The organism is Streptomyces sp. CNX435 (assembly GCF_059570575.1).
In genome coordinates, this window is sequence record NZ_JCANTA010000013.1 from 66,202 (window position 1) to 87,064 (window position 20,863).

General features: G+C 72.0%; 17 protein-coding genes and 1 pseudogene. 11 read left to right on the forward strand and 7 right to left on the reverse strand.

The window, feature by feature from the left end:
- Positions 1 to 92 precede the first annotated feature (92 nt).
- The 6 genes from T328_RS21520 (at position 93) to dgoD (ending at position 7,807) form a co-directional block, all read left to right on the forward strand.
- Positions 93 to 944, forward strand: coding sequence for an SMP-30/gluconolactonase/LRE family protein (locus T328_RS21520; protein ID WP_496497753.1), 852 nt, complete (start codon positions 93 to 95; stop codon positions 942 to 944).
- Positions 945 to 1,031: 87 nt separating this feature from the next.
- Positions 1,032 to 2,615 carry an ABC transporter substrate-binding protein gene (locus T328_RS21525; RefSeq protein WP_496497754.1) on the forward strand — a complete coding sequence of 528 codons (1,584 nt, stop codon included), beginning with the start codon at positions 1,032 to 1,034 and terminating at the stop codon, positions 2,613 to 2,615.
- A 5-nt stretch (positions 2,616 to 2,620) separates the two neighbouring features.
- Positions 2,621 to 3,574 carry an ABC transporter permease gene (locus tag T328_RS21530; protein ID WP_496497755.1) on the forward strand — a complete coding sequence of 318 codons (954 nt, stop codon included), beginning with the start codon at positions 2,621 to 2,623 and terminating at the stop codon, positions 3,572 to 3,574.
- Positions 3,571 to 4,449, forward strand: coding sequence for an ABC transporter permease (locus T328_RS21535; protein ID WP_496497756.1), 879 nt, complete (start codon positions 3,571 to 3,573; stop codon positions 4,447 to 4,449). Before T328_RS21530 ends, T328_RS21535 begins: the two co-directional genes overlap by 4 nt.
- Positions 4,450 to 4,457: 8 nt before the next feature.
- Positions 4,458 to 6,674 carry a dipeptide ABC transporter ATP-binding protein gene (locus T328_RS21540; protein WP_496497757.1) on the forward strand — a complete coding sequence of 739 codons (2,217 nt, stop codon included), beginning with the start codon at positions 4,458 to 4,460 and terminating at the stop codon, positions 6,672 to 6,674.
- The gene (dgoD, locus tag T328_RS21545) at positions 6,671 to 7,807 is read left to right on the forward strand and encodes a galactonate dehydratase (RefSeq protein WP_496497758.1); all 1,137 of its coding nucleotides are present in this window, start codon (positions 6,671 to 6,673) and stop codon (positions 7,805 to 7,807) included. The genes T328_RS21540 and dgoD overlap by 4 nt, the downstream gene beginning before the upstream one ends.
- 50 nt (positions 7,808 to 7,857) lie before the next feature.
- Here the strand turns inward: dgoD and T328_RS21550 are convergent, their stop codons facing one another.
- The 3 genes from T328_RS21550 to T328_RS21560 are packed head-to-tail and all read right to left on the reverse strand — an operon-like array spanning position 7,858 to position 11,095.
- On the reverse strand, positions 7,858 to 9,309 hold the full coding sequence (locus T328_RS21550) for an aldehyde dehydrogenase family protein (RefSeq protein ID WP_496497759.1): 1,452 nt from the start codon (positions 9,307 to 9,309) through the stop codon (positions 7,858 to 7,860).
- The gene (locus T328_RS21555; RefSeq protein ID WP_496497760.1) at positions 9,306 to 10,445 is read right to left on the reverse strand and encodes a mandelate racemase/muconate lactonizing enzyme family protein; all 1,140 of its coding nucleotides are present in this window, start codon (positions 10,443 to 10,445) and stop codon (positions 9,306 to 9,308) included. The genes T328_RS21550 and T328_RS21555 overlap by 4 nt, the downstream gene beginning before the upstream one ends.
- Entirely contained in the window at positions 10,442 to 11,095 is a 654-nt protein-coding gene (locus T328_RS21560; RefSeq protein ID WP_496497761.1) for a GntR family transcriptional regulator, read from the reverse strand. Before T328_RS21560 ends, T328_RS21555 begins: the two co-directional genes overlap by 4 nt.
- Before the next feature lie 99 nt (positions 11,096 to 11,194).
- On the opposite strand from T328_RS21560, the gene T328_RS21565 reads away from it, so the two are divergent.
- From T328_RS21565 to T328_RS21575, 3 genes are all read left to right on the forward strand, one after another.
- Positions 11,195 to 11,845, forward strand: a complete 651-nt coding sequence (locus tag T328_RS21565) for a bifunctional 4-hydroxy-2-oxoglutarate aldolase/2-dehydro-3-deoxy-phosphogluconate aldolase (RefSeq protein WP_496497762.1) — start codon at positions 11,195 to 11,197, stop codon at positions 11,843 to 11,845.
- Positions 11,846 to 12,189: 344 nt separating this feature from the next.
- Positions 12,190 to 12,831, forward strand: coding sequence for a DUF433 domain-containing protein (locus T328_RS21570; protein ID WP_496497763.1), 642 nt, complete (start codon positions 12,190 to 12,192; stop codon positions 12,829 to 12,831).
- Positions 12,832 to 12,863: 32 nt separating this feature from the next.
- The gene (locus T328_RS21575) at positions 12,864 to 13,583 is read left to right on the forward strand and encodes a PIN-like domain-containing protein (protein ID WP_496497875.1); all 720 of its coding nucleotides are present in this window, start codon (positions 12,864 to 12,866) and stop codon (positions 13,581 to 13,583) included.
- Between the two features lie 34 nt (positions 13,584 to 13,617).
- On the opposite strand, the pseudogene T328_RS21580 reads toward T328_RS21575, so the two are convergent.
- The 3 genes and pseudogenes from T328_RS21580 to T328_RS21590 form a co-directional block, all read right to left on the reverse strand.
- Positions 13,618 to 13,752, reverse strand: a pseudogene (locus T328_RS21580) (transposase family protein); the annotation flags it as partial.
- Positions 13,753 to 13,758: 6 nt separating this feature from the next.
- Positions 13,759 to 13,950: a hypothetical protein gene (locus T328_RS21585; protein ID WP_496497764.1), complete on the reverse strand. Its 192-nt coding sequence runs from the start codon at positions 13,948 to 13,950 to the stop codon at positions 13,759 to 13,761.
- A 12-nt stretch (positions 13,951 to 13,962) separates the two neighbouring features.
- Positions 13,963 to 14,811, reverse strand: a complete 849-nt coding sequence (locus T328_RS21590; protein WP_496497765.1) for a helix-turn-helix domain-containing protein — start codon at positions 14,809 to 14,811, stop codon at positions 13,963 to 13,965.
- 330 nt (positions 14,812 to 15,141) lie between these two features.
- On the opposite strand from T328_RS21590, the gene T328_RS21595 reads away from it, so the two are divergent.
- Complete coding sequence (locus tag T328_RS21595; protein ID WP_496497766.1) at positions 15,142 to 15,822, forward strand: ATP-binding protein; 681 nt, start codon at positions 15,142 to 15,144, stop codon at positions 15,820 to 15,822.
- Between the two features lie 112 nt (positions 15,823 to 15,934).
- Here the strand turns inward: T328_RS21595 and T328_RS21600 are convergent, their stop codons facing one another.
- A complete protein-coding gene (locus T328_RS21600; RefSeq protein WP_496497767.1) occupies positions 15,935 to 19,171 on the reverse strand; it encodes an AAA domain-containing protein in 3,237 nt (1,078 codons plus the stop codon).
- 522 nt (positions 19,172 to 19,693) lie between these two features.
- Here T328_RS21600 and T328_RS21605 point away from each other — a divergent pair.
- Positions 19,694 to 20,701 (forward strand): ADP-ribosylglycohydrolase family protein, encoded by a 1,008-nt coding sequence (locus T328_RS21605; protein WP_496497768.1) that lies wholly within the window; start codon positions 19,694 to 19,696, stop codon positions 20,699 to 20,701.
- The last annotated feature ends 162 nt before the right edge of the window (positions 20,702 to 20,863 follow it).

Consider the following 20,863-nt stretch of genomic DNA (forward strand, 5'->3'; position numbering starts at 1 on the left):
TGCCGGATCTCTTGACGACCCCGGGGAGGCTTATTAACTTCTTGCAGGAATTAACTGGTTGAGCAGCCTCGACCCGTTTGGAGGCGCGCCGCATGGCCGTTGACCTGGTGCTCGACGTGCGGACCCCGATCGCGGAGGGCCCGGTCTGGGACTTCCGCACGGACACCCTGCGCTGGGTGGACGTCCGCCTGGGGCAGGTGCACCGCTTCGATCCGGACGCCGGCGAGGACACCTTCTTCGCCGTGGGCCGGAAGGTCGGCGCGGTCCTGCTACGCGCCGGCGGCGGGCTGGTACTCGCCACCGAGGCGGGCATCGAGACCTGCCAGGACGACGGCGCGGGGCGCGAACTGGTCGCCGCGGTCGCCACGGAGCCGCCCGGCGGCCGGATGAACGACGCACTCTGCGACCCGTACGGCCGGCTGTGGGCCGGTACGTGCGGCGCGGGACCGGGCGGCTCCGCGCTCTACCGGCTGGACGCCGGCGCCGCCCTGACCCCCGTGGTCACCGGCGTCACCACGTCCAACGGCCTCGACCTCAGCCCCGACGGCCGCACCCTCTACTACAACGACAGCCCCACCGGCGGCATCGACGCCTTCGACCACGACCCCGACACCGGCCGGATCTCCCGCAGGCGCCGCTTCGCCGACGTCGACCGCGGTCGCCCCGACGGGCTGACCGTGGCCGCCGACGGCTGTGTCTGGACGGCCCTCTGGGACGGCTGGGCGGTGCGGCGCTACACCCCGGACGGCCGCCTGGACCGCACCGTCGAGGTGCCCGTACGCCGCGTCACCAGCTGTGCGTTCGGCGGCCCCGGCCTCGACACCCTCTTCGTCACCACCGCGAGCGCCCGTCCCGAGGACGAGCGTCCGCAGCCGCACGCGGGCGGCATCTTCGCCCTCCGGCCGGGCACCCCCGGCCGCCCCTCAGGGGAGTGGGCCGGTTGACCGCACGCCCCCACCCGAACCCCACCCAAACCCCACCCGAACCGCAGCCCAGCCCAGCGCCCGTAGACGCGCGCGACGGAGGTTTTCATGCGTAAGCCGATTGTGAGGCCGGCCCCGCCCGGCGCGACCAGGAGGAACGTCCTGCGCTGGGGTGCTGCGGGGGCAGTGCTGCTGGGCACGGGGGCGGCGGGCTGCGACTCCGCCGTCGACCAGGAGGACGGGCAGGAGGGCGGCGATGGCTCCCGCGGCGGGGAACTCGTCGTCGCCGTGGGTCAGGACGTCCTCCCCAAGACGCCCTACAACCAGGGCGCGCCGAACGCCCCCTGGCGCCGCCAGGTGTTCAGCAGCCTCGTCCGGCTGGAGCGCAAGACCCACGACGTGCTTCCCGAGCTGGCCACCGAGTGGACCACCACCGAGGGCGGCAGGGTCACCACGCTCACCCTCCGGGACGGCGTGACGTGGCACTCCGGCCGTCCGTTGGACGCCGAGGACGTCGCGTACAACCTCGAGTTCCTGGCCGGCGACACCCCCGTGCCGCCGTTCGCCTTCAAATGGCTGGCGAGCCGGCTCGACTCGGTCGAGCCGGACGGCAAGCGCTCGGTGCGGCTGGCGTTCACCGAGCCCGTGAACAACGTCTTCGACATGCTGTCCTACATGGTCCTGATCGACCGGGAGTCAGCCGCGGAGCTGCTGGCCGGCGACGAGGTCATCGGCACCGGCCCGTTCACCTACGGCGAGTACCGGCAGGGCACGAGCCTGCGCCTGAAGCGCTACGAGAAGTACTGGGACGCCGGCAAGCCCCGGCTGGACAGCGTCCTGGTGCGGATCATGACGAACCCGGAGGCCCGGCTCGCCGCGCTCCGCTCCGGCCAGGTGCACCTGGCGACCGCCCTCACCGCGCAGCAGCTCAGCCAGCTCAAGGGCGACGACACGTTCGAGGTCACGCCGTACGCGACCTACTCCGCCAGCGTCTACCTGGGCGCCAACGTCGACGTACCGCTGCTGCGCGACCGGCGGGTCCGCCAGGGCCTGCAGTACGCCGTCGACCGCGAGCGCGTCGCCGCGGAGGTCTACGGCGGCGAGGCCATCGCCAACGCCACCCCCTGGAACACCACGAGCCTGGCGTACGACCCGGAGCTGGCCGGCCGGTACGCCCGCGACGTGGACCGGGCCAAGAAGATGCTGGCGGACGCCGGCGCGGACGGTGCCGAGGTGGTGCTGCAGGCGGCCCAGTCGGTGAGCCAGGTCGCCGAGATCGTGGAGTTCAACCTGCGCGAGGCGGGCCTGAAGCCCAAGATTGAGGTGCTCAACGCGACCCAGGTGCAGGAGCGGGTGGAGAACCGCACCTTCGAGGGCCTCTACATCGCCCTGCACGGCTACAACGAGCTGAACCCCGCCGACCTCACCTACGGCGCCGCCCCCTACCGCGTCGACGAGAACATCTTCCACTTCGAGGACCCGCGGTACGGCACGCTCGCCGAGGAGGCGCTCCAGGCGCGCGGCGCGGGCGAGCAGCGCACCGCGTACGACGCGCTCACCACCTTCCTGCTGGACGAGGCGTTCTGCTGCGACCTGGTGCAGTTCCGGAACCAGGCGGTCACCAGCGGCGTCGCCACCTGGGACTACTCCCTCTGGGACGACGTGCTGCTCGACTCCGCCGCCCTGAGCTGAGCGCCATGACGCTGTTCCTCCTGCGCCGGCTCCCCGCGGCCCTGGTCACCGTTCTGCTCACCTCGGTCGTCGTCTTCCTGCTTATCAACCTGCTGCCCGGCAGCCCGGCCGCGACGATCCTCGGCGACCAGGCGACCCCGGCCGACGTGGCCGCGCTGGAGCGGCGGATGGGCCTGGACGACCCGCTGGCCCAGCAGTACGGGGACTGGGTACGCGGCCTGGCCACCGGCGACCTCGGCGACTCCTACATCTCCGGGGTGCCGATCGCCGAGACCTTCTCGCAGACCGCGGGCGCCACCCTGGAGCTGACCACCGCCAGCCTGGTCGTCACCGCCGTCACCGGGCTCGCCTTCGGCGTGGCCGGGGCGACGGCCCGCCGGCGCGGCCCGCAGGCGGCCGTACGCGGGCTGAACGCGGTCATCTTCGGGATGCCCGAGTACGTCGTCGGCATCCTGCTCATCCTGTTCTTCGCCGTGACCGTACGGCTGCTGCCGGCCGGCGGGCGCGAACCGCTGCTGGCCGACCCCGAGATCGGCGTCCAGTACCTCCTCATGCCGGCGATCGCCCTCGGCCTGCACTCGGGGGTCGTCGTCGCCCGCCACCTGGAGACCGAGCTGCGCAAGCAGCTCGACGAGGAGTACCTGCAGACCGCGCGGGCCAAGGGGCTCTCCGCCCGGCGCGCGCTGTGGCGGCACGCGCTGCCCAACGCGCTGCCGCCCGTCGTCACCGTGCTCGGCATGCGCATCGGCCACCTGCTCGGCGGCGCCGTGATCATCGAGGCGGTGTTCGCCTGGCCCGGCCTCGGCCAGGTGCTGGCCAACGCCGTCACCAGCCACGACTACCTCATCGTCCAGGACCTCGTCGTCTACTTCGTCGTCGTCTTCATCGCCGTACAGGTGCTCACCGACCTGGTCCACGCCGCACTGGATCCGCGGGTCCGACTGGAGGGCAGCCCATGACCGCCGCAGAACCGGTCAAGGCCGGGTTCCGGCCCCTGCGCCGGAACCGGCCGCCCGGCGGCCGGCGCTGGACCCGGGCGCTGGCCACCCCGGCCGGGCGGACCGGTGCCGCCGTCGTCGCCGTGCTCGTCGTCGCCGGGCTGCTCGCCCCGCTCCTCGCGCCGCACGACCCCGCGTACCAGCAGAGCGGGGCGGCGCTGCAGGGCCCGTCGGCCGGCCACCTGCTGGGCACCGACGAGCTGGGGCGCGACGTGCTGTCCCGGCTGCTGTACGGGATCAGGCTGGACGTCGTCGTCATCGTGCTCGCGGTGCCGCTCGGCCAGGCGATCGGCATCGTGCTGGGCCTGGTGGCCACCACGCACCAGCTCGCCGACACCCTCGTCCAGCGCGTCCTCGACGTGAAGCTCGCCTTCCCCACGGTGATCCTCGGCGCCGCGCTGGCGACCTTCCTCGGGACCGGCTTCGCCACCGTGCTCACCGTCATCGTGATCAGCGGCATCCCCGTCACCGCCCGACTGACCCGTACCGCCGTACTCACCGAACGGGAGCGGGAGTACGTCACCGGGGCCCGCGCCATCGGCGCCTCCCGGCCCGCGATCCTCTTCCGGCACATCCTGCCCAACTCCCTCGACGCACTGATCGTCAACTTCGTGATGGCCGCCGCCGGTGCCGTGTTCCTGGAGGGCGCGATGGCCATCCTCGGCTTCGGCATCCAGCCGCCCGACGCCTCGCTCGGCAGCATGATCGAGAAGGCGCTGCCGCACCTGTCAGAACAGCAGTGGTACGTGCTCGGCCCCATCGCCGTGCTCACCGGCCTGGTCATCGGGCTCAACCTGCTCGCCGACGCGCTCAACGCCGCCCTGCGCCGCGGCTGAGGAGAGACATGACGGACGTAGACGTCACGAAAGGCGAATCCGCCGTGCAGCCCGGCGGGGCCCGGGCCGGCGATCCGGCCGCGCCGCTGCTGCAAGTGCGCGACCTGCGGGTGGAGTTCCCCACCCGGGACGGCACCGTGCGGGCCGTGCGCGGGGTGGACTTCGACGTGCTGCCCGGCGAGTCGCTGGCCGTGGTCGGCGAGTCCGGCTCCGGCAAGTCGGTGACCGCCAGGTCGCTGCTGCGGCTGATCCGCGAGCCCGGCCGGATCACCTCCGGCTCCGTCCGCTACCGCGGGCGCGACGTGCTCGCCATGCGGCCGCGCGAGCTGCGGGCGTACCGGGGCGGCGAGGTCGCCATGGTGTTCCAGGACCCGCAGTCCTCCCTCAACCCCGTCATGCGGATCGGCGACCAGGTCGCCGAGGCGGTACGCGCGCACGGCGGCACCGCCGGGAGGCACAGCGCCGGGAGGCACAGCGCAGCCTCCGCCCGCGCGCGGGCCGCCGAGCTGCTGGAGCTGGTGGACGTCCCCGACCCGGCCCGGCGGCTCGCCGACTACCCGCACCAGTTCTCCGGCGGCATGCGGCAGCGCGTGATGATCGCCATCGCGCTCGCCGGCGACCCGTCCGTCATCGTCGCCGACGAGCCGACCACCGCGCTCGACGTGACCGTCCAGGCGCAGATCCTCGACGTCTTCGCCCGCCTCAACGCCGAGCTGGGCACCGCCGTCGTCGTCATCACCCACAACCTCGGCCTGGTGGCCCGGCTCTGCGACCGGGCGCTGGTGATGTACGGCGGCAGGATCGTCGAGCAGGCGCCGGTGACCGAGCTGCACGAGCGACCGCGGCACCCGTACGCCTGGAGCCTGCTGAAGTCCGTGCCCCGGCTGGGCGGCGCGTCCGCGAGGGCGTCCGGCGCCCGGGAGCGGCTCTACGCCATCGAGGGCCGCCCGCCCGACCTGCGTGAGCCGGACGCCGGCTGCGCGTTCGCCCCGCGCTGCACGTACGCGGAGGACGGCTGCCGCGCGGCGGTGCCGCCGCTGACCGAGCGCGCCCCCGGCCACCTGGCCGCCTGCCGGGTCACCGCCGAGGGCACGACGCTGCCCGCCCCCGCCCCGCCGCCCCCCGCTGCCGGGGACGGGGGCGGGCACGCCGACGGGCCCCCGCAAGCCGCCCGCGCCGACGACGCCTTCGCGGACGCTGCCTCCACGGACGCTGCTTTCACGGACGACGACGTGCTGGCCCTCACCGGCGTCGCGAAGTCGTACACCGTCGGCCGCCGCGGGCCGCTCTCCCGGCGCGGCACCGAGCTGCGCGCCGTGCGCGGCGTGGACCTGAGGCTGCGCGCCGGCGAGACGCTCGGCCTCGTCGGCGAGTCCGGCTGCGGCAAGTCCACGCTCGCCCGCGTCGTCCTGGGCCTGGAGCGGCCCGACGCCGGGACGGTGACGCTGCGCGGGCGCGACGTCGCGGCGGCGGCCGGCGCTGAACTCAGGCGACTGCGCCGGGAGATCCAGATCGTCTTCCAGGACCCCTACGCCTCCCTCAACCCCCGGCACACCATCGGCCAGGTGATCGCCGAGCCGCTGCGCGTCCACGGCCTGGCCCGCCCGGGCGAACTGCCGGGCCGCGTACGCGAGCTGCTGGAGCTGGTCGGCCTCGACGCCGCCATGGCCGGCCGGCTGCCCCGCGACTTCTCCGGCGGGCAGCGCCAGCGCATCGCCCTGGCGCGGGCCCTCGCGGTCGACCCGGCCGTGCTCGTCCTCGACGAGCCGGTCTCCGCACTCGACGTCTCGCTGCAGGCGCAGGTGGTCAACCTGCTGCAGGAGCTGAGGGAGCGACTGGGCATCGCGTACCTGTTCGTCGCCCACGACATCGCCGTCGTACGGCACATGAGCGACCGGATCGCGGTGATGTACCTCGGCCGGGTGGTGGAGGAGGCCGCCGCCGACGACGTCTGCGCGCGGCCCCTGCACCCGTACACCGCGGCCCTGCTGTCCGCCGTTCCCGAGCCCGACCCGGCGGCCGAGCGCAAGCGCAGCCGCGTCGAGCTGCGCGGCGAGGTGCCGAGCCCGCTCGACCCGCCGGGCGGCTGCCCGTTCCACACCCGCTGCGCCGTCGGGCCGGCGGCCCGCGAGGGCCGCGGGCGGTGCCGTACGGAGCGGCCGGTGCTGCGCGAGGTCGCGCCGGGCCGCTGGTCCGCCTGCCACTTCGCCGAGGAGCAGCTGTGAAGATCACCGAGGTGCGGGCGCTGCCCGTCATGGGGCACCGCCCGCACCTGCTCGTGCTCGTCGGCACCGACGAGGGCGTGACGGGCCTAGGCGAAGCCGGCCTGGTCAGCCGGGCGGAGGCGGTGTACGGGGCGCTGGAGCACCTGCGACCGCTGCTGCTGGGCGAGGACCCGTTCCGTACGGAACACCTGTGGCAGGTCCTCTTCCGCGGCGGCTTCTTCCCCGGCGGCGCGGTGCTGTCCTCCGCCGTCGCGGCGGTGGACATCGCCCTGTGGGACATCAAGGGCAAGGCCCTCGGGGTGCCGGTGCACACCCTGCTCGGCGGTCGCGTCCGCGACACCGTCCCCTGCTACGCCCACGTACGCCCCCGTGGCCGGCCGGAGGACACCGCACGCGCCGCCCGCGCCCTGCGCGACGAGGGCTGGGGCGCGCTGCGGCTCGTGCTGCCCGCCCCGGACGGGCCCTTCGAGCCGCGCACGGCGGTACGGGCCGGGATCGCGGCCTTCGCAGCCGCCCGGGAGGCCGTCGGCGAGGAGACCGAACTCATCCTCGACGTGCACACCCGCCTCGACCCGCCCGAAGCGCTGTGGCTCTGCCGCGAACTGGAGCCGCTGCACCCGCTGTTCGTCGAGGACCCGCTGCGCAGCGAGAACCCCGACGCGTACCGGCGGCTGCGGCAGCGCACGGCCGTCCCGCTGGCCGCCGGGGAACAGCTCGCCTCCAAGTGGGAGTTCCGCACGCTCATCGAGGAGGAGCTGGTCGACTACGCCCGGATCGACCTCTGCATCGCGGGCGGCCTCACCGAGGCCCGCAAGATCGCCGGCTGGTGCGAGACACACCATGTGCGCGTCGCGGTGCACAACCCGCTCGGCCCGGTGGCCGCGGCGGCGGCCCTCCACTTCAACCTGGCCTGCCCCGCCTTCGGCATCCAGGAGCAGCCGCGCCGTCCTGAGACGCTGCTGCCGGACGTGGTCACCGGCCAGCCGCGGTGGCACGACGGCGCACTGCTGCCTTCGGCGGAGCCGGGTCTGGGCCTGACCGTCGACCTGGCGGCGGCGGAGGCCGCCCGCCCGCGGCAGTGGCCGGCGCCGCCGCGGCTCGCGCGTGCGGACGGCTCGTACACCAACTGGTGAACGAACGGACGGTCTGCCGCGGCGGCGCCTTGGGCCGGCCGGCATCGCGGTCAGCAGTCCGCGACGGCCACCGTCTGCGGCGTGAGGAACGCCTCCAGGCCCAGGTGTGAGCCCTCCACGCCGATTCCGCTGTCCTTCAGGCCGGCGAACGGAACTTGCGGCGTGTTCGGGGTTCCGGTGTTGACGCCGACGATGCCGACGTCCAGCGCCCGGGCCACGTCGGCGGCCCGCCGGGGGGCGCCGACCACGTAACCCCCCAGCCCGTGGGGGTTGGCCGCCACGGCTTCGAGGACTTCGGCAAGCGTGTCGTACTCCAGCACGGACACGGCGGGGCCGAAGACCTCCCCGCTCACCAGTGCGCTGTCACGGGCGGGGCGTACGCTCACCGCGGGCGCCGCGAAGTGCCCGGCCCGCGGCGGTGTGTTGCCGCCGCGCCAGACGTCGCCGCGCCACACGTCGCCGCCGGAGGAGTCGACGAGGCCGTCGATCCGGGCGGGGTCGGCGGGCAGCGCCAGGGGCCCGAGGGTCGTGGACTCGTCGGCGGGGTCGCCGAGCACGAGCCCGGCGGAGGCCCGGCAGAACCGGGTGGCGAAGTCGTCGGCCATCGACCGCGGCACCCACACCTGGTTCGCGGCGATGCACGACTGCCCGTTGTTGCGGTACTTCGCGACCATCAAGGTGTCCACGGCCAGGTCGACGTCGGCGTCGTCGAGGACGACGAAGGGAGCGTTGCCGCCAAGCTCGAACACCGCCCGGGTGAACCGCGGGGCGACCGCCGCGGCCAGCAGCCGCCCCACTCGCGTGGAGCCGGTGAACGTCAGGCCGCGTACCCTGCGGTCGCCCAGCCACACGTCGGATATCGCCGCGGGCTCGCCCACCACGGTCGACACGACGCCTCTCGGCACGTGCCGGTCGACGACCTCGGCCAGGTACAGGGCCGAGGCCGGCGCCACCTCGGAGGGCTTGAACAGCACCGGGCACCCCGCCGCGAGGGCGGGCGCGATCTTACGTGCCGGGATCGACACCGGGAAGTTCCACGGGGTGAGCACGGCGACCACGCCCAGGGCCCGTTCCCCCACCTCGTGGCGGAGACCGGGGACATGGCTCCAGACCCGGTCGGCGCGAGCGCTGACCGCGTCGGCGAACCACTCGAAGAAGGCGGCCGACAGGGCGACTTCGGCGCGCGCCTCCGCGATCCGCTTCCCGGTCTCGCGGGTGATCAGGGCGGCGAGTTCCCCGGCGAGCCGGTCCTCGCGAAGATCTGCGGCGACGTGCCGCAGCACCGCCGCCCGGCGTCCCGGCGCCAGGCCCGCCCAGTCCGGCAGGGCTTTGGCGGCGCTGTCCAGGGCCCGGCGGGCCTCCGGCGCACCGCCGTACACCACGGTCGCCCACGGGGCGCCCGATGCGGGATCGATCAGCTCGTGGTGCGCCGGGTGCTCGGGCTCCGCCGTCCCGCGGTCGATGCGGACGCCGCTGAGGGGCGGCCGGGTCGTGTGCGTCATGACAGCTCCAGGGTCTCGTCGTGGCAGGTCACCTGGTCCAGCGCCGCGGTGTCGAACCGTACGCCCAGGCCGGGCAGATCGGGCAGGTCGAGCCGGCCGCGCTCGGGCGTGGGCGGATCGAGGAGAAGCGGATCGCGCAGCGGGTTGTCCCGTACGTCGTACTCGACGCCGCTCACCGCCGCGGACCCCGCGGCCAGTTGCAGCGTCGCCGCGAAGGCCGCGGCGCCGCCGTAGAGGTGGGGCATGACGGCGGTGCCGTGCTCGTCCGCCAGGTCGCACACCGCGAGCGCTTCCGTGATCCCGCCGGCCTTGGCGACGTCGGGTTGCAGGACCGCGATGGCCGGCGAGGCCGCGTACGCCCGGAACCGCGCACGGCCGTAGAGGTTCTCGCCGGTCGCGATCGCCAGTCCGGTACGGCGGTGCAGCTCCTCCAGATCGGCCAGCTCGTCGCCGCGGAGCGGCTCCTCGATCCACTCGACGCCGGCATCGCGAAGCACCGGCGCCATCGCCACCGCCGCGTCGAGGTCCCACCCCTGGTTCGCGTCGGCGTAGAGAAGTACGTCTTCGCCGAGCGTCTCGCGGGCCGCGCGGAGATTGCGCGTATCGGTCTCCCGCCCGAAGCCGAGCTTGACCTTCACCGCGCCGTGCCCGGCACCGCGGCAGCCCGCCGCCTGCGCCGCCACGGACTGCGGCCCGAGGCTGCTCGCGTAGACCGGGACGTGTTCCCGTACCCGATGCGCGGCCACGCGCGCGACTGCGGCGCCGGCCCGCTGCCCCTCCAGGTCCCACAGGGCCACGTCCACCGCACTGATCGCCTGGCGGACGGGGCCGAGCGCACCCCACTGCCGCCCGACGGGGTCGAGCCGCTCGCACAGATCGGCGTGAACCGCCGGCACGTCGTCCACCCGGCGCCCGGCCAGCAGGGGCAGCACGCCCTCCCGCAGGGTGGCGGTGCGCTCGACGGTGGCCCAGGGGGGATAGTTGACCCAGCTCTCGCCGTGGCCCGTTCTCCCGTCCTCGTCGGTGAGCGAGACCAGGACCATCGCGCGGTGACGCAGCGGCGAGAACGACATCGCGATGCCGTCGCGAACCGGCGCGCGCAACACGCGCACCCGGCAGCTTGCGACGCGGGTCACCGGCGCCCCTCCACCTGCTCGGCCAGCACGGACCGCAGCCGGACGATGTGCGCCCGGGCGGCCTGCTCCGCGGCGTGCGGATCGCCCGCCGCCATGGCCGCGAAGATCGCGCGGTGGTCGGCGACCGCCGGCTTGGGTCCGCCGGTGACCTGCGTGGTACGCATCGCCAGCCGCACCTGAGACTGCACGTCGTCGAGCATGCGTAGCACCTCGGGGTTGCCGGCGGCCTCCCGGATGAGCCGGTGGAAGGCCATGTCGGCCTCGGACGCGCCCGTCAGATCCACCGCCGAGACCGCGCTCTCGTGCTCCCCGAGGACGTCCTCCAGCGACCGGATGAGCCGACGCCCGGCGTTCTCGACCGCGAGCCGCGCCGCGAGGCCCTCCAGGACCTCCCGGACCTCGTAGATGGCGATCAGGCTCTCGACGCTGACATCCGCCACCACGGCGCCCCGGCGCGGCTCCTCACGGGCCAGCCTCTCGTGCACCAGACGCACGATCGCCTCACGGACCGGGCTCCGGCTCACGCCGAGCCGGGCGGCCAGGGCCGGGACGCTCAGCCGGGTGCCCGCCGGGAGTTCGCCCGCGAATATCTGGTCGCGCAACTCCTGATGGACACGATCGGCGACGCGGGGGTCGCTCGCGACGGTCATGACTCACCCCGAGCTCTCCGTCGGTGGAAAACGGCTGCCGGGCAATCTTACATGTAATCTGGAAGGGTTACATGTAGAAGTCCCAGCGGAGGGAACGAGATGCCTGCGGGAGAGAAGCACGATCTGCTGAACGACCTGGAGCGCCACCGCGTCCTGACCATCTTCCGCGGCCAGTCGGCCGGGCAGTGCGTGGACCTGGCCCAGGGGCTCTACGAAGCCGGCCTCCGGCTGTTCGAGGTGACGCTGAACAGCCCGCACCCGCTCGCGAGCGTCGCCGCCGTCCGCGACCGGATCGGCGACGACGCGCGGGTCGGCGCCGGCACCGTGCTCACCACCGAGGAGGTGGCCCAGGTCGCCGACGCGGGCGCCCAGTTCGTCGTCTCCCCGGACGTCGACGCCGGGGTCGTCGAACGGACCAAGGAACTCGGCCTGGGATCCGTGCCCGGCGCCCTGTCGCCGACGGAGGTCCTCCGGGCGGTACGCGCCGGCGCCGACGCGGTCAAGGTCTTCCCCATCAGCTCGGTCGGCGCCGGCCACATCCGCCAGCTCCGCGGCCCGCGGCCCGACGTGCCGTACGTGGCCACCGGAGGCGTCGACGAGGAACTGGCCGCGGCGTGCATCGAGGCCGGGTGCGTCGGCGTGGGCGTCGGCGTCCAGCTGTTCGGCGACCCCGCCGACGTCGAATCCGTGGTCCGCGGCGCCGAGCGCTTCGCCACCGCCGCCAACCGCCCGAGCCCACCCCGGACCTGACCCCCACCGCCCTCCCGAAGGAGCCCTCGCACGCCGGCCACCCCCGGCCCGCCCGAAACGCGCGTACGAGCCGGGCGAGCGTACGGGCGTGGCCGTGCGGAGGCGCTGGACGATGACCTGCCATGCGCGGTGTTCCACACGGCCGTTGGGGTGCCGCGCGAGCGCCGCTCGCCGGCGGCCGAACTCGATCGGTTGCTCCGCCCTCGTGCCACGACGATGGCCTGAAGGTCGGGAGACGGAGTCTGGTTACCTCGAATGGAGCCCGTCTTTTCCGATCTCGGTGGAAGGCACGAGAATGGAGTACGGTCACGAGGGATCCGATGGGGGCGGAGAGGAGGAACGCGGTGTCGTATGAGCCGAAGCTCGCCGCGGCCCTTTCCGGCGCCACGCTGCGGCAGCTGTCCCACTGGCGCCGCGCTTCCGGCAAGCAGGGCGCGCTCCTCGTGCCGGAGATCTCCGACTCACGCCCGATCCTGTACTCCTTCCGTGACGTGGTGGCGCTGCGGGCCTGCGTGAAGCTCCGCAAGGAGACATCACTACAGAAGATCCGTAGGGCCGTGGACGCGCTCCGGGAGGATCTGGGTGAGCGGGGGCATCTGTCCGCCTACGCCCTCGTCGCGGGGCCGGAAACGATCTACCTGGCGGAGCCCGAGCAGGCAGTCGATCTGATCAGAGGCGGGAACGTGGTCATCCACCAGTTGGTGGACGTGCTCGCGCCCTTCTACAAGGACGGCCGCCACATTCCGGACCTGCTGAAGCCGCGCGACCATGTAGCCGTCGACTCCGCAGTGCGTGGCGGCGAGCCGGTGATCGAAGGGACACGGATCCCGGCGGCAGAGGTGGCTGCCCTGGTGAGGGACGGTGTCCCCCTGGACCGGGTTGGCGACTTCTACCCAGGAGTCAGTGCTGCGGCTGCACGCGACGCGGTCGATTTCAGCGACTACGTGGACAGCTACGTCGATGGCTCTCGGCAGGTTGCCGCTTGAAGCTGCTGCTCGACGAGAACGTTCCCAGGCCCATGGCAGAGATCGTGCGCATTCTCCTCGCCGCGCACGACGTGGTGCACGTCCACGAGCTGGACGGTTGGGCTGGCACGAAGGACATCGAGCTATACGCGAAGGCCAAGACCGAGAGCTTCCAGGCGATCATCACCAACGACGTCAAGCAACTGAACAGACCTATGGAGGTGGAGGCGATCGCGCGGTCGGGTCTCCACCGCATCCAGTACCGCCAGAACAGCAAGCACGGCGGCCTGGTCGGCCTCGGCACCGCGATAGCCACCGTATGCGCGGCGCTTCCTCACGCCTTGGCCGAGCTGGAGGCGGCGGGACGGCCAGCGACTCGTCTCTCTCACGGCCGTCGATCCCTCCCGACGCAGCCGATTGCAGGTCACGGACCCTGCTGTAGAGCCACCGAAGCACTGGCCAGGTCGCTGAACACGACGTTTACGAGGATACGCCACCGACCCCAACCGGACCTACGCGCAGATGCCGCCAGAGGGGCCCGCCGTGCCGGTTTTCATCGATGCCCAGCACCTCAATCCTGGGGCAGCGGCGCTTCGGTTCCCGCCGTGGCAGCGGTACGGAACGCGGCCATCACCACCGGCCAGGACACCCCAAGGTCCCGCGCGGCCTGCACCACCGTGGCCCCGGCGTCCCGCACTGCCCGCCCGGCCGCCCCCCCCGTAACCGCTCAGTTAGCCGCTTGCCCGCGGGTATCTGCGGCACCTGCTCGGTGAACGAGCGCCGCCCACAGCCGGCCTGATCGCACCACCAGCGCCGCTTGTGCCGCACCAGCTCAAGGCCGCGCTCGCCGTACGGCACATCCCGCGGCCGGGTGATCGCGCTGCCGCGCACCCGGGCCGCGAACGCCCCGCACTCCGGACAGGCCCGTTGAGGGGCGCCCACAGACCGCTACAGCAGGTGGTCGGCCTTGCCTGCCTTGATGTCCTGGATGAGCGTGCGCAGCGCCTCGCGTGTATCCGTGAGGTAGGTATCCTCTCGGCCCGCTACGGCTATGTACGCATTACCGTCAGGATCGGTGCCAATACGGAAGCAGTTGGAACTCTCCGCGCAGAACGGTTCTTCCCAGGAGATGTCGGGCATTTTTGTCTCCCATCAAGGCTTGCCGAGGGCGAGTATGAAGTCTCGGGACTTGTCGGAGTCGAGAGATGCAGCCTCCATCCAATCCAGTTGCGCACGATACTTGTCGAGTTGGGCTGGGGCGTGAGTGAACCCAGGCCCGTGGGCGGAGTCGAGTTGCACCGTGTCGAGCAGGGGCACGACTCCTGTCGCGTAGCTGAGCGCTTGCCCGGCCCCGGGAAACGCCCCGGACGAGAACGGCACGACTCTCACGTCCACGTGGCGCAGCTCGCTCATCTCGCACAGGTGGTTCAACTGGGCCCGCATGACCTTCGTCCCACCGAACTCGATCCGCAGGGCTGCCTCGTGGATGTAGGCGGTGTACGAGATCGGATCGCGCCGGTGCAGCACCTGCTGGCGTTGCAGGCGGAGGGCGACGCGCAGCTCGATCTCGTGGTCCGAGAGAGTCGGAAGCGCGGCGTTGCCCACCGCTCTGACGTACGCGTCCGTCTGGAGCAGCCCTGGCGCGTGCAGGAACACCCCGGCCCGCACCGAGGTGGCATGCCACTCCATCTCGGTGATGTCGAGCAGCCCTGCCGACAGCCGGCCTCGGTAGGTCTCCCACCAGCCCCTCGGCCGAGGGACTGCCATGGCGACGACCGCCTCGACGTACCGCTTGTCGTTGCACCCGTAGTTCGTGGCGAGCGTGCGCACACGCTCGGGAGTGACGGCACGAACGCCGGACTCGATGTTCGAGATCTTCGCTCTGTCCAGACCGAGCAACCGGGCAGCGAACTCGGTGGTTTCGCCGGCGTCGTTCCTCATCCTCCGTAGTTCCGCGCCGAGACGCTTCTGCCGTTCGCTGGGGACGCTCCGTGGTGGCATGGCGTGATTCTCCCGGGTTCGGCGGCAACCGGCCATGTTGCCGACTGCCGCGACGGGCGGGGTAATTTTCTCGATGGAGTGGCAATTGCCACCTCTCGTACCCTACCGTAAGTCACGCGACGCTCACGCAAGGCGCATGAGAAGAGCATCGCGCGAGCCTGCCCGCATCCTCCTGCCCTGGGAGGGGCGTGCCCGCGCCAGGGAGACGAGCCACTGCCTCGCCGCGTCGCCGAGCTGATCCGTGTCACACCGGTCCTGCCCCGACAACTCACCCCGTGCCGCCAACGGCACGGGCTACTCCCAGTGTTCACGCCGCCGAACGGAGTCGTCATGCCCGAAAACGCATCGCTGATCCCCGCAACGCCCGAACCCGCCCCCGCCGCAGCAGCCCCGACCGCCCGCCGCGCTCCCGCAGGTCGTCCCGGTCGTCAGCTGACCGCAGGCGGGGTGCGGTCCAGCCTGCCCGCGTACACCCTCGGCTCGCCGTACGTGCTCCAGTCCGCACCGGCGATCACTCAGTGCCCGCCGCCTCCCCCGGACCTCGGGGAACCCTCCGCCAGCCACTTCGTCTACGGGCTGACGCTTCCCGCTGCCGCCGGTACGCCGCTGATCGCGTACGAGGCCGCGGAGGCCGTCCTCGACGTGCACGGAGTCGAGGACGAACTGACCGAGCCGGCGCTCGGTCTCGTCCACGAACTCGCGGTCCACGCCTGCCGCTTCACCGGGGCGGGGGAGATGGTCCATCTCGTACTCCGCCGCTCCGGCGACGCCCTCCAGGTGGTGGCGTACGACACGCACACCCCGCACCTCAACTCCCGTCTCGCGGGTCAGTGCGCCGAACGCCGCCGGGTGTCTCTCGCCGCAGTTCGTGAACTGACGGAGAGGTGCGGCGGGGAGTGGGGGTTCGCCGCCTCGCATCCGCCCGCCGCGGGCGTGTGCAGCTGGGCGGTGATCACCTGTGGCGGGCAGGGGCCGGTGGCGTCTGCCGCTGCTCGTGAGGCGGTGGCCTGACCGGCTGCGCGGCGGGGGTCGCGCTGTTGGCATGTCGGCCCCGAGGTCACGCACGACCGCATGGCGCCGGGAGGTGCCGGTGCAGGGGCCGTTCCCGGACCGGGGCGGTGCGTCATCTGGTCCGGCGCGACGGAGCGGACGCGCCTCCGGCGCTGCGACCGGCGACGTGGCGTGCGTGCTCGGCGAAGACGGCCTTTCGGGTCTTGCATCCCTTTGTCGGGCATGCCCAGTACCAGTAGTGGTCCTTCTTGCCGGAAAGCGAACGCCGTAGCTCTGTGGGAATCGCGCACGTGCGGCATGCAGGTGGGCGGCTGAAGACTTCGGCGTTCTCGTGTTCCAGCAGGCTTCGGGCGTAGCGCGCGCTGGTGTGACGGGTCATGATCTCGCGGCGGGTCTGGTGCGAGAGCGTGTTCAGACTTCCCAGGAAGACGGTTCGCTCGTCAACGATCATGATCTTCTGATGCATGTCGTGGACGTGGACGACCTGCTGCACCGCTGCCTTGAGCGCCGGCAACAGCATGGCGAAGTCGGCTGCCTTCTGCGGGTTCTTGTGGTTGAGGCGATTCCGGACAAGCGAGTCCCGGTCGCCGACCACGAACACCGTTGTCCGGACGCCTCTGGAGGTCGCATCGCGCAAATAGGGAAGCAAGGTCTGCTGCCGTTTGCCGTACCAGGGCGACCACAGCCAGATGGAATGGCGGGCTTCAGCGATCGCCTGGAGGGCCGCGGGGAAGTACGAATGCTCGTCGTAGACGGCCTCCCACTTGAGATGGCCCTCGAAAGCCTCCCAGATCTCTTGATGCAACTCGCTCGTATCCGGTGGCAGTTCATCGGCTTCGAGACCGAGGTACCGGGCCGCACGCAGGCCCTTGACCATCGGATCGCGGCCTTCGACGGCGAGGTCGTGCAGGGCGGTGAGCACCGTACCGGGCTTGGCCCGCCGCAGTGATCGCCAACTCGTGACGACGTAGACGCGGCGCCGGGCGCGGCTCACCCCGACGTTCAGCAAACGGGCACCGTCTCGGGCGAACGGCTTGTCGCTGTCCAGTTTGCCGCTCATGGCCCATCCGGGCTGGATACCGTCCTCCACCAGGTCCATGATCACGATGTCGAACTCGCGGCCCTGGAAGCTGTGTGCGGTGCCGACGTCGACAGAGGTTGGATGACGGGTGCTGTCCTGGTCGTCGAGGTAGTCCCGGGTGGCGTCCACCTGCGCGCGATACGGCGTGATGACGCCGACGCTCTCCCCCTGTCCGCGGTGGTGTTCGGCGAGCGCGGCGGAGATGACGCTTCCTCCCGTCCACCACCGGCCGCTACCGGACTTCGGCTTGCGGACCAGCCCGAGCCCGTCGTCGTCGGCCAGCTCGTCGGTGGTCACCAGGACGATCTCGGCGTCCCCGCTGTGCACCCGACCAGGAGAGATTCGCAGATGGCCGCCATAGGCGATGCGGTTCACCAACTCCACGATGTGCGGGCCGAAGCGATGCGTGGTCAGGAGCGCGGCGCAGGCAGGGTGCGCCAGGGCGGTGTCCGGTGTCCGGATGCCGACCTGCGCGAAGCAGTCGGTGGTGAGCCAGCGCCGGAGGTGCTCCTGCCCTGGCCCGTCCAGCGGCGGGATGGGGCCGAGCTGGCAGAAGTCACCCAGCAGTACCGCCGTCTCCCTGGCCTTGGACAGGGCCACGACCAGCTCGGGAAGGCGCGCGGCGGCTGCCTCGTCGATGAGCACCACGTCGTAGCTGCCCTCAGCCACGGACTTGTTCAGTCGCAGTCGGGCCAGCGTGGTGGCGACGAGTTTCGCCCCGCGGATCAGTTCCGGCTCGGCTTCGGACTGGAGGCGTGCCAGGCGCTTCAGGAGAGCTTCGTGTCGCTTCTCCAGCTCCTCGCGCTGTTTGACCAGCGGTTCCGCTTCGGTGCGCAGTGCTTTCAGCTGACGGGAAATCCGGGGCAGCTGGTGCCGTTCGGCGGAGGCAACGAGCGTACGTTCTTCTTCCGTCGGGCCGGGCAGCGCCGCCGCGGCCGCGCGCCGGCTCACAGCACGTTCTTCCGCGGCCCGGACCGAACCCAGATGCCGGTCGGCGTCCTCCGCCTGGGTCCGGCGCAGGGCGACTTCCTGGTCCAAGCGCTGTAGCTCCGCGTCGTCGACGGGGTACGCGGTCTGCCGAAGGCCGGCGATTCGGGGCTTCGCGCCGGCTGCGAAGGCATTCCGGTCGCGCTCAAGGTCTTGTATTCGCCGGAGTTCAGCGTTCAATGCCTGTTCGAGTGCGGTGACGCGATCGTCGAGACGCGCGTACTCCTTCTTGTCGCGTCGGCGTATGCGGCCTGAATCGTTCCGCAGCGCGTCCCGTTCGGCCGCGGCAGTGGAGAGGCGGTCTTCCAGGCCGTGCTGGTGGGCGCGAGCCCGCTGTATCACGAGGTCGAGGTCGTCCAGTTCCGTGGCAAGAGCGGCCGCGGCCTGCAGCGCTTCGCGCTGTGGAGCGACCCTCTTCTGGTCTGTCAGCGCTTGATCCAGTGCACGCTCCGCAGCGGCAAGGGCGGCTGTGCCACGGCGGTTCCGCTCCTGCCACTCCGTGATCTGGTCATCGGCCTGCCGGACGGCCGTCTCGTTGGCCAGGCGTTCCAGGGCCTGCTGGTAGGCAGCCTCGTCGAATCCGCTGAGTCGCTTCTCCAACTCCGCGAGACCGCGCAGCACCGGGTGGGCTGTCAGTTCGACCAGATCGGACTCCGCCTCCTCGCGCTCCTGGACGGCATCCTCCAGCTTCGCTCTCACCAGTAGTGACAGCGAGACCCGGGGATCGTTGGCGACGGACGCCAAGTGCGGTGTTCCCACGCGCAGCAGTTCTCCGGGTGGCGGATTCCGGAGGGTGACTGCTCCCTGCAAGGCGTTGTCGACCGCCACGTTGGTGCCCGAGACGAGCAGCACTCGCCTGCCGCGGGTCACGTGGTGGTCGATGACACGGGCCAGCACCGTGGTCTTGCCGGTGCCCGGGGGACCCCAGACAAGTGCGGTACCCGGCCGGGTACAGGCGCGGAACGCGTCCGCCTGCGCGCCTTGGAAGGGGCCCTCGTCGGCGCCGGTCGCGTCGACCGCGTGCAAGTCGTTGTCGATGAACCGGGCGGCCAGACCGGGTTCTCCCAGTGCGCGCAACGCGTCAAGGAGGCTCTGGTCCAGGAACCCGGCGGGGCGCTGCGTCGCGAACAGGCTCAGTCCGCTGCGCGGCGCGTGCGCACCGACCCGTACGCGCAGGCGCTCTGCCTCGGCGACACAGTCGATCACCTGGTACGCGGTGCCGTTGGCGGCTTCGGCGGGAGACGTGGCGAGCCGCAGATCCGTCAGGTTGTCCGGGTCCACGGTTCGATTGGCCGTCGGCAGGGCGTACCACCCCGGCTCAAGGTAGGCGACTGCTCCCAGGGCGGCCTGGCGACCACGTCCCTGCGTTGCCCCAGGCCGTACGAGCCGGGAGACGGCCTCCGTCATTTCGTCGAGCCAGCGCGGCATGAGGCCCCCAGCATGGTAGACACCGGTTGGCTACGATATCGCGATCGTGTGGGCACTCAGTGTGACAACCGTGCTCCGGGTTTGCGCCGCCTCGCTTCCGCGGGGCGGCCGGCGGGGCTGGGGCTCTACGACCTCGTCGCCTGTGTCACGTGACTCGATCGGGTTCCATGGCGGCGGCTGACAGAGGAACGATGTGGACCGATCGGCATATCTCGGGAGAGGCGCGTGCACGCTCAGGCAGACCACGTTCAAGAACCTCGTCCAGGGTGAGAAGCAGTTCCATGTGCCTCTGGCACACTGGCCCGACGCCGCTGGCGTGGCCATCCGGGCCTCCTAGGATCGGTGGACGGGAACGACGTTCGGGGTGGGCACGGGATGAAGCGCACGACGGGGGCACTGCTGGGGCTGGCCATCGGGGATGCCATGGGCTTCCCCACCGAGTTCAACACCCTCGCCCAGATCGAGGCGAAGTTCGGGCCGTGGCGTTCGCTCCCGCTGCCGGTCTCCTCGGGCACGGCCTACGTCACCGACGACACGCAGATGACGCTCGCCCTCGGCGAGGCGCTGCAAACGGCACTGGCCGACGGCCCGCTTACCGCCGAGCGAATGGAACCACCGGTGCGGGCGCACTTCCTGAGCTGGTACCACTCGCCGGAGAACAACCGGGCCCCGGGGGGCACCTGCCTGCGCGCGTGCGAGGCGCTGGAGCAGGGCGGGGCCTGGCAGCGGGCCAGCGAGGTGGGGTCCAAGGGCTGCGGGGCGAACATGCGGGTCGCACCGCTGGGCCTGATCCCGGGGCTGAGCGCCGAACAGCGCTCCGGCGCAGCCCAGTTGCAGTCGGGCCTGACCCACGGGCACCCCACCGCGCTCGCCGCCAGCGACTTGACCGCGCACACCGTCCACCTGCTGGCCCAAGGCACGGTCCCGCGGGAGTTGTTGCCGCTGCTGCGCGCCTACGCGGAGGCGAACCGGGCGGTGTACCGGGCCGACTGGCTGGGTGATCTGGCCGAGCATGCCCAGGATCCGGACCGGATCTCGTTCATCTCCCGTGGCTGGGAGGAGTGCCTGGCCGTCCTGGACCGGGTCGAGGCCGCCTTGCCGGACGCCGATCCGGACGCCGACCCCTGCCTGGCCACCGGCGAGGGCTGGATCGCCGAGGAGGCGTTCGCCACCGCGCTGTTCTGCTTCCTCCAGCACCCCGAGGACCCGGTGGCCGCCGTTCGCCGCGGCGCCTACTCCTGCGGCGACTCCGACTCGATTGCCGCGCTGGCCGGGGCGTTCGCCGGCGCGTGCCACGGGGTGGCGGCCTGGCCCTCGGCGTGGGTAGAGGTCATCGAGTACCGCGAGCGCCTGCTGGCGCTCGGTGTGGCCTGGGATCAGTAGCCAGTCGCCATCGCCGCGGACAACCCCGGCATGCGAAGGCCGTGCTCACCGCCGCGCGTCCCGACGCTTCAGGTCGTGGCAGCCGGGGAGCCGTACCGGCTCGGCATGCAGCCAGGTCGGGGGAGCGCTCACCGCCGGGAAACCTGTCGCGCGCCAGCCTGG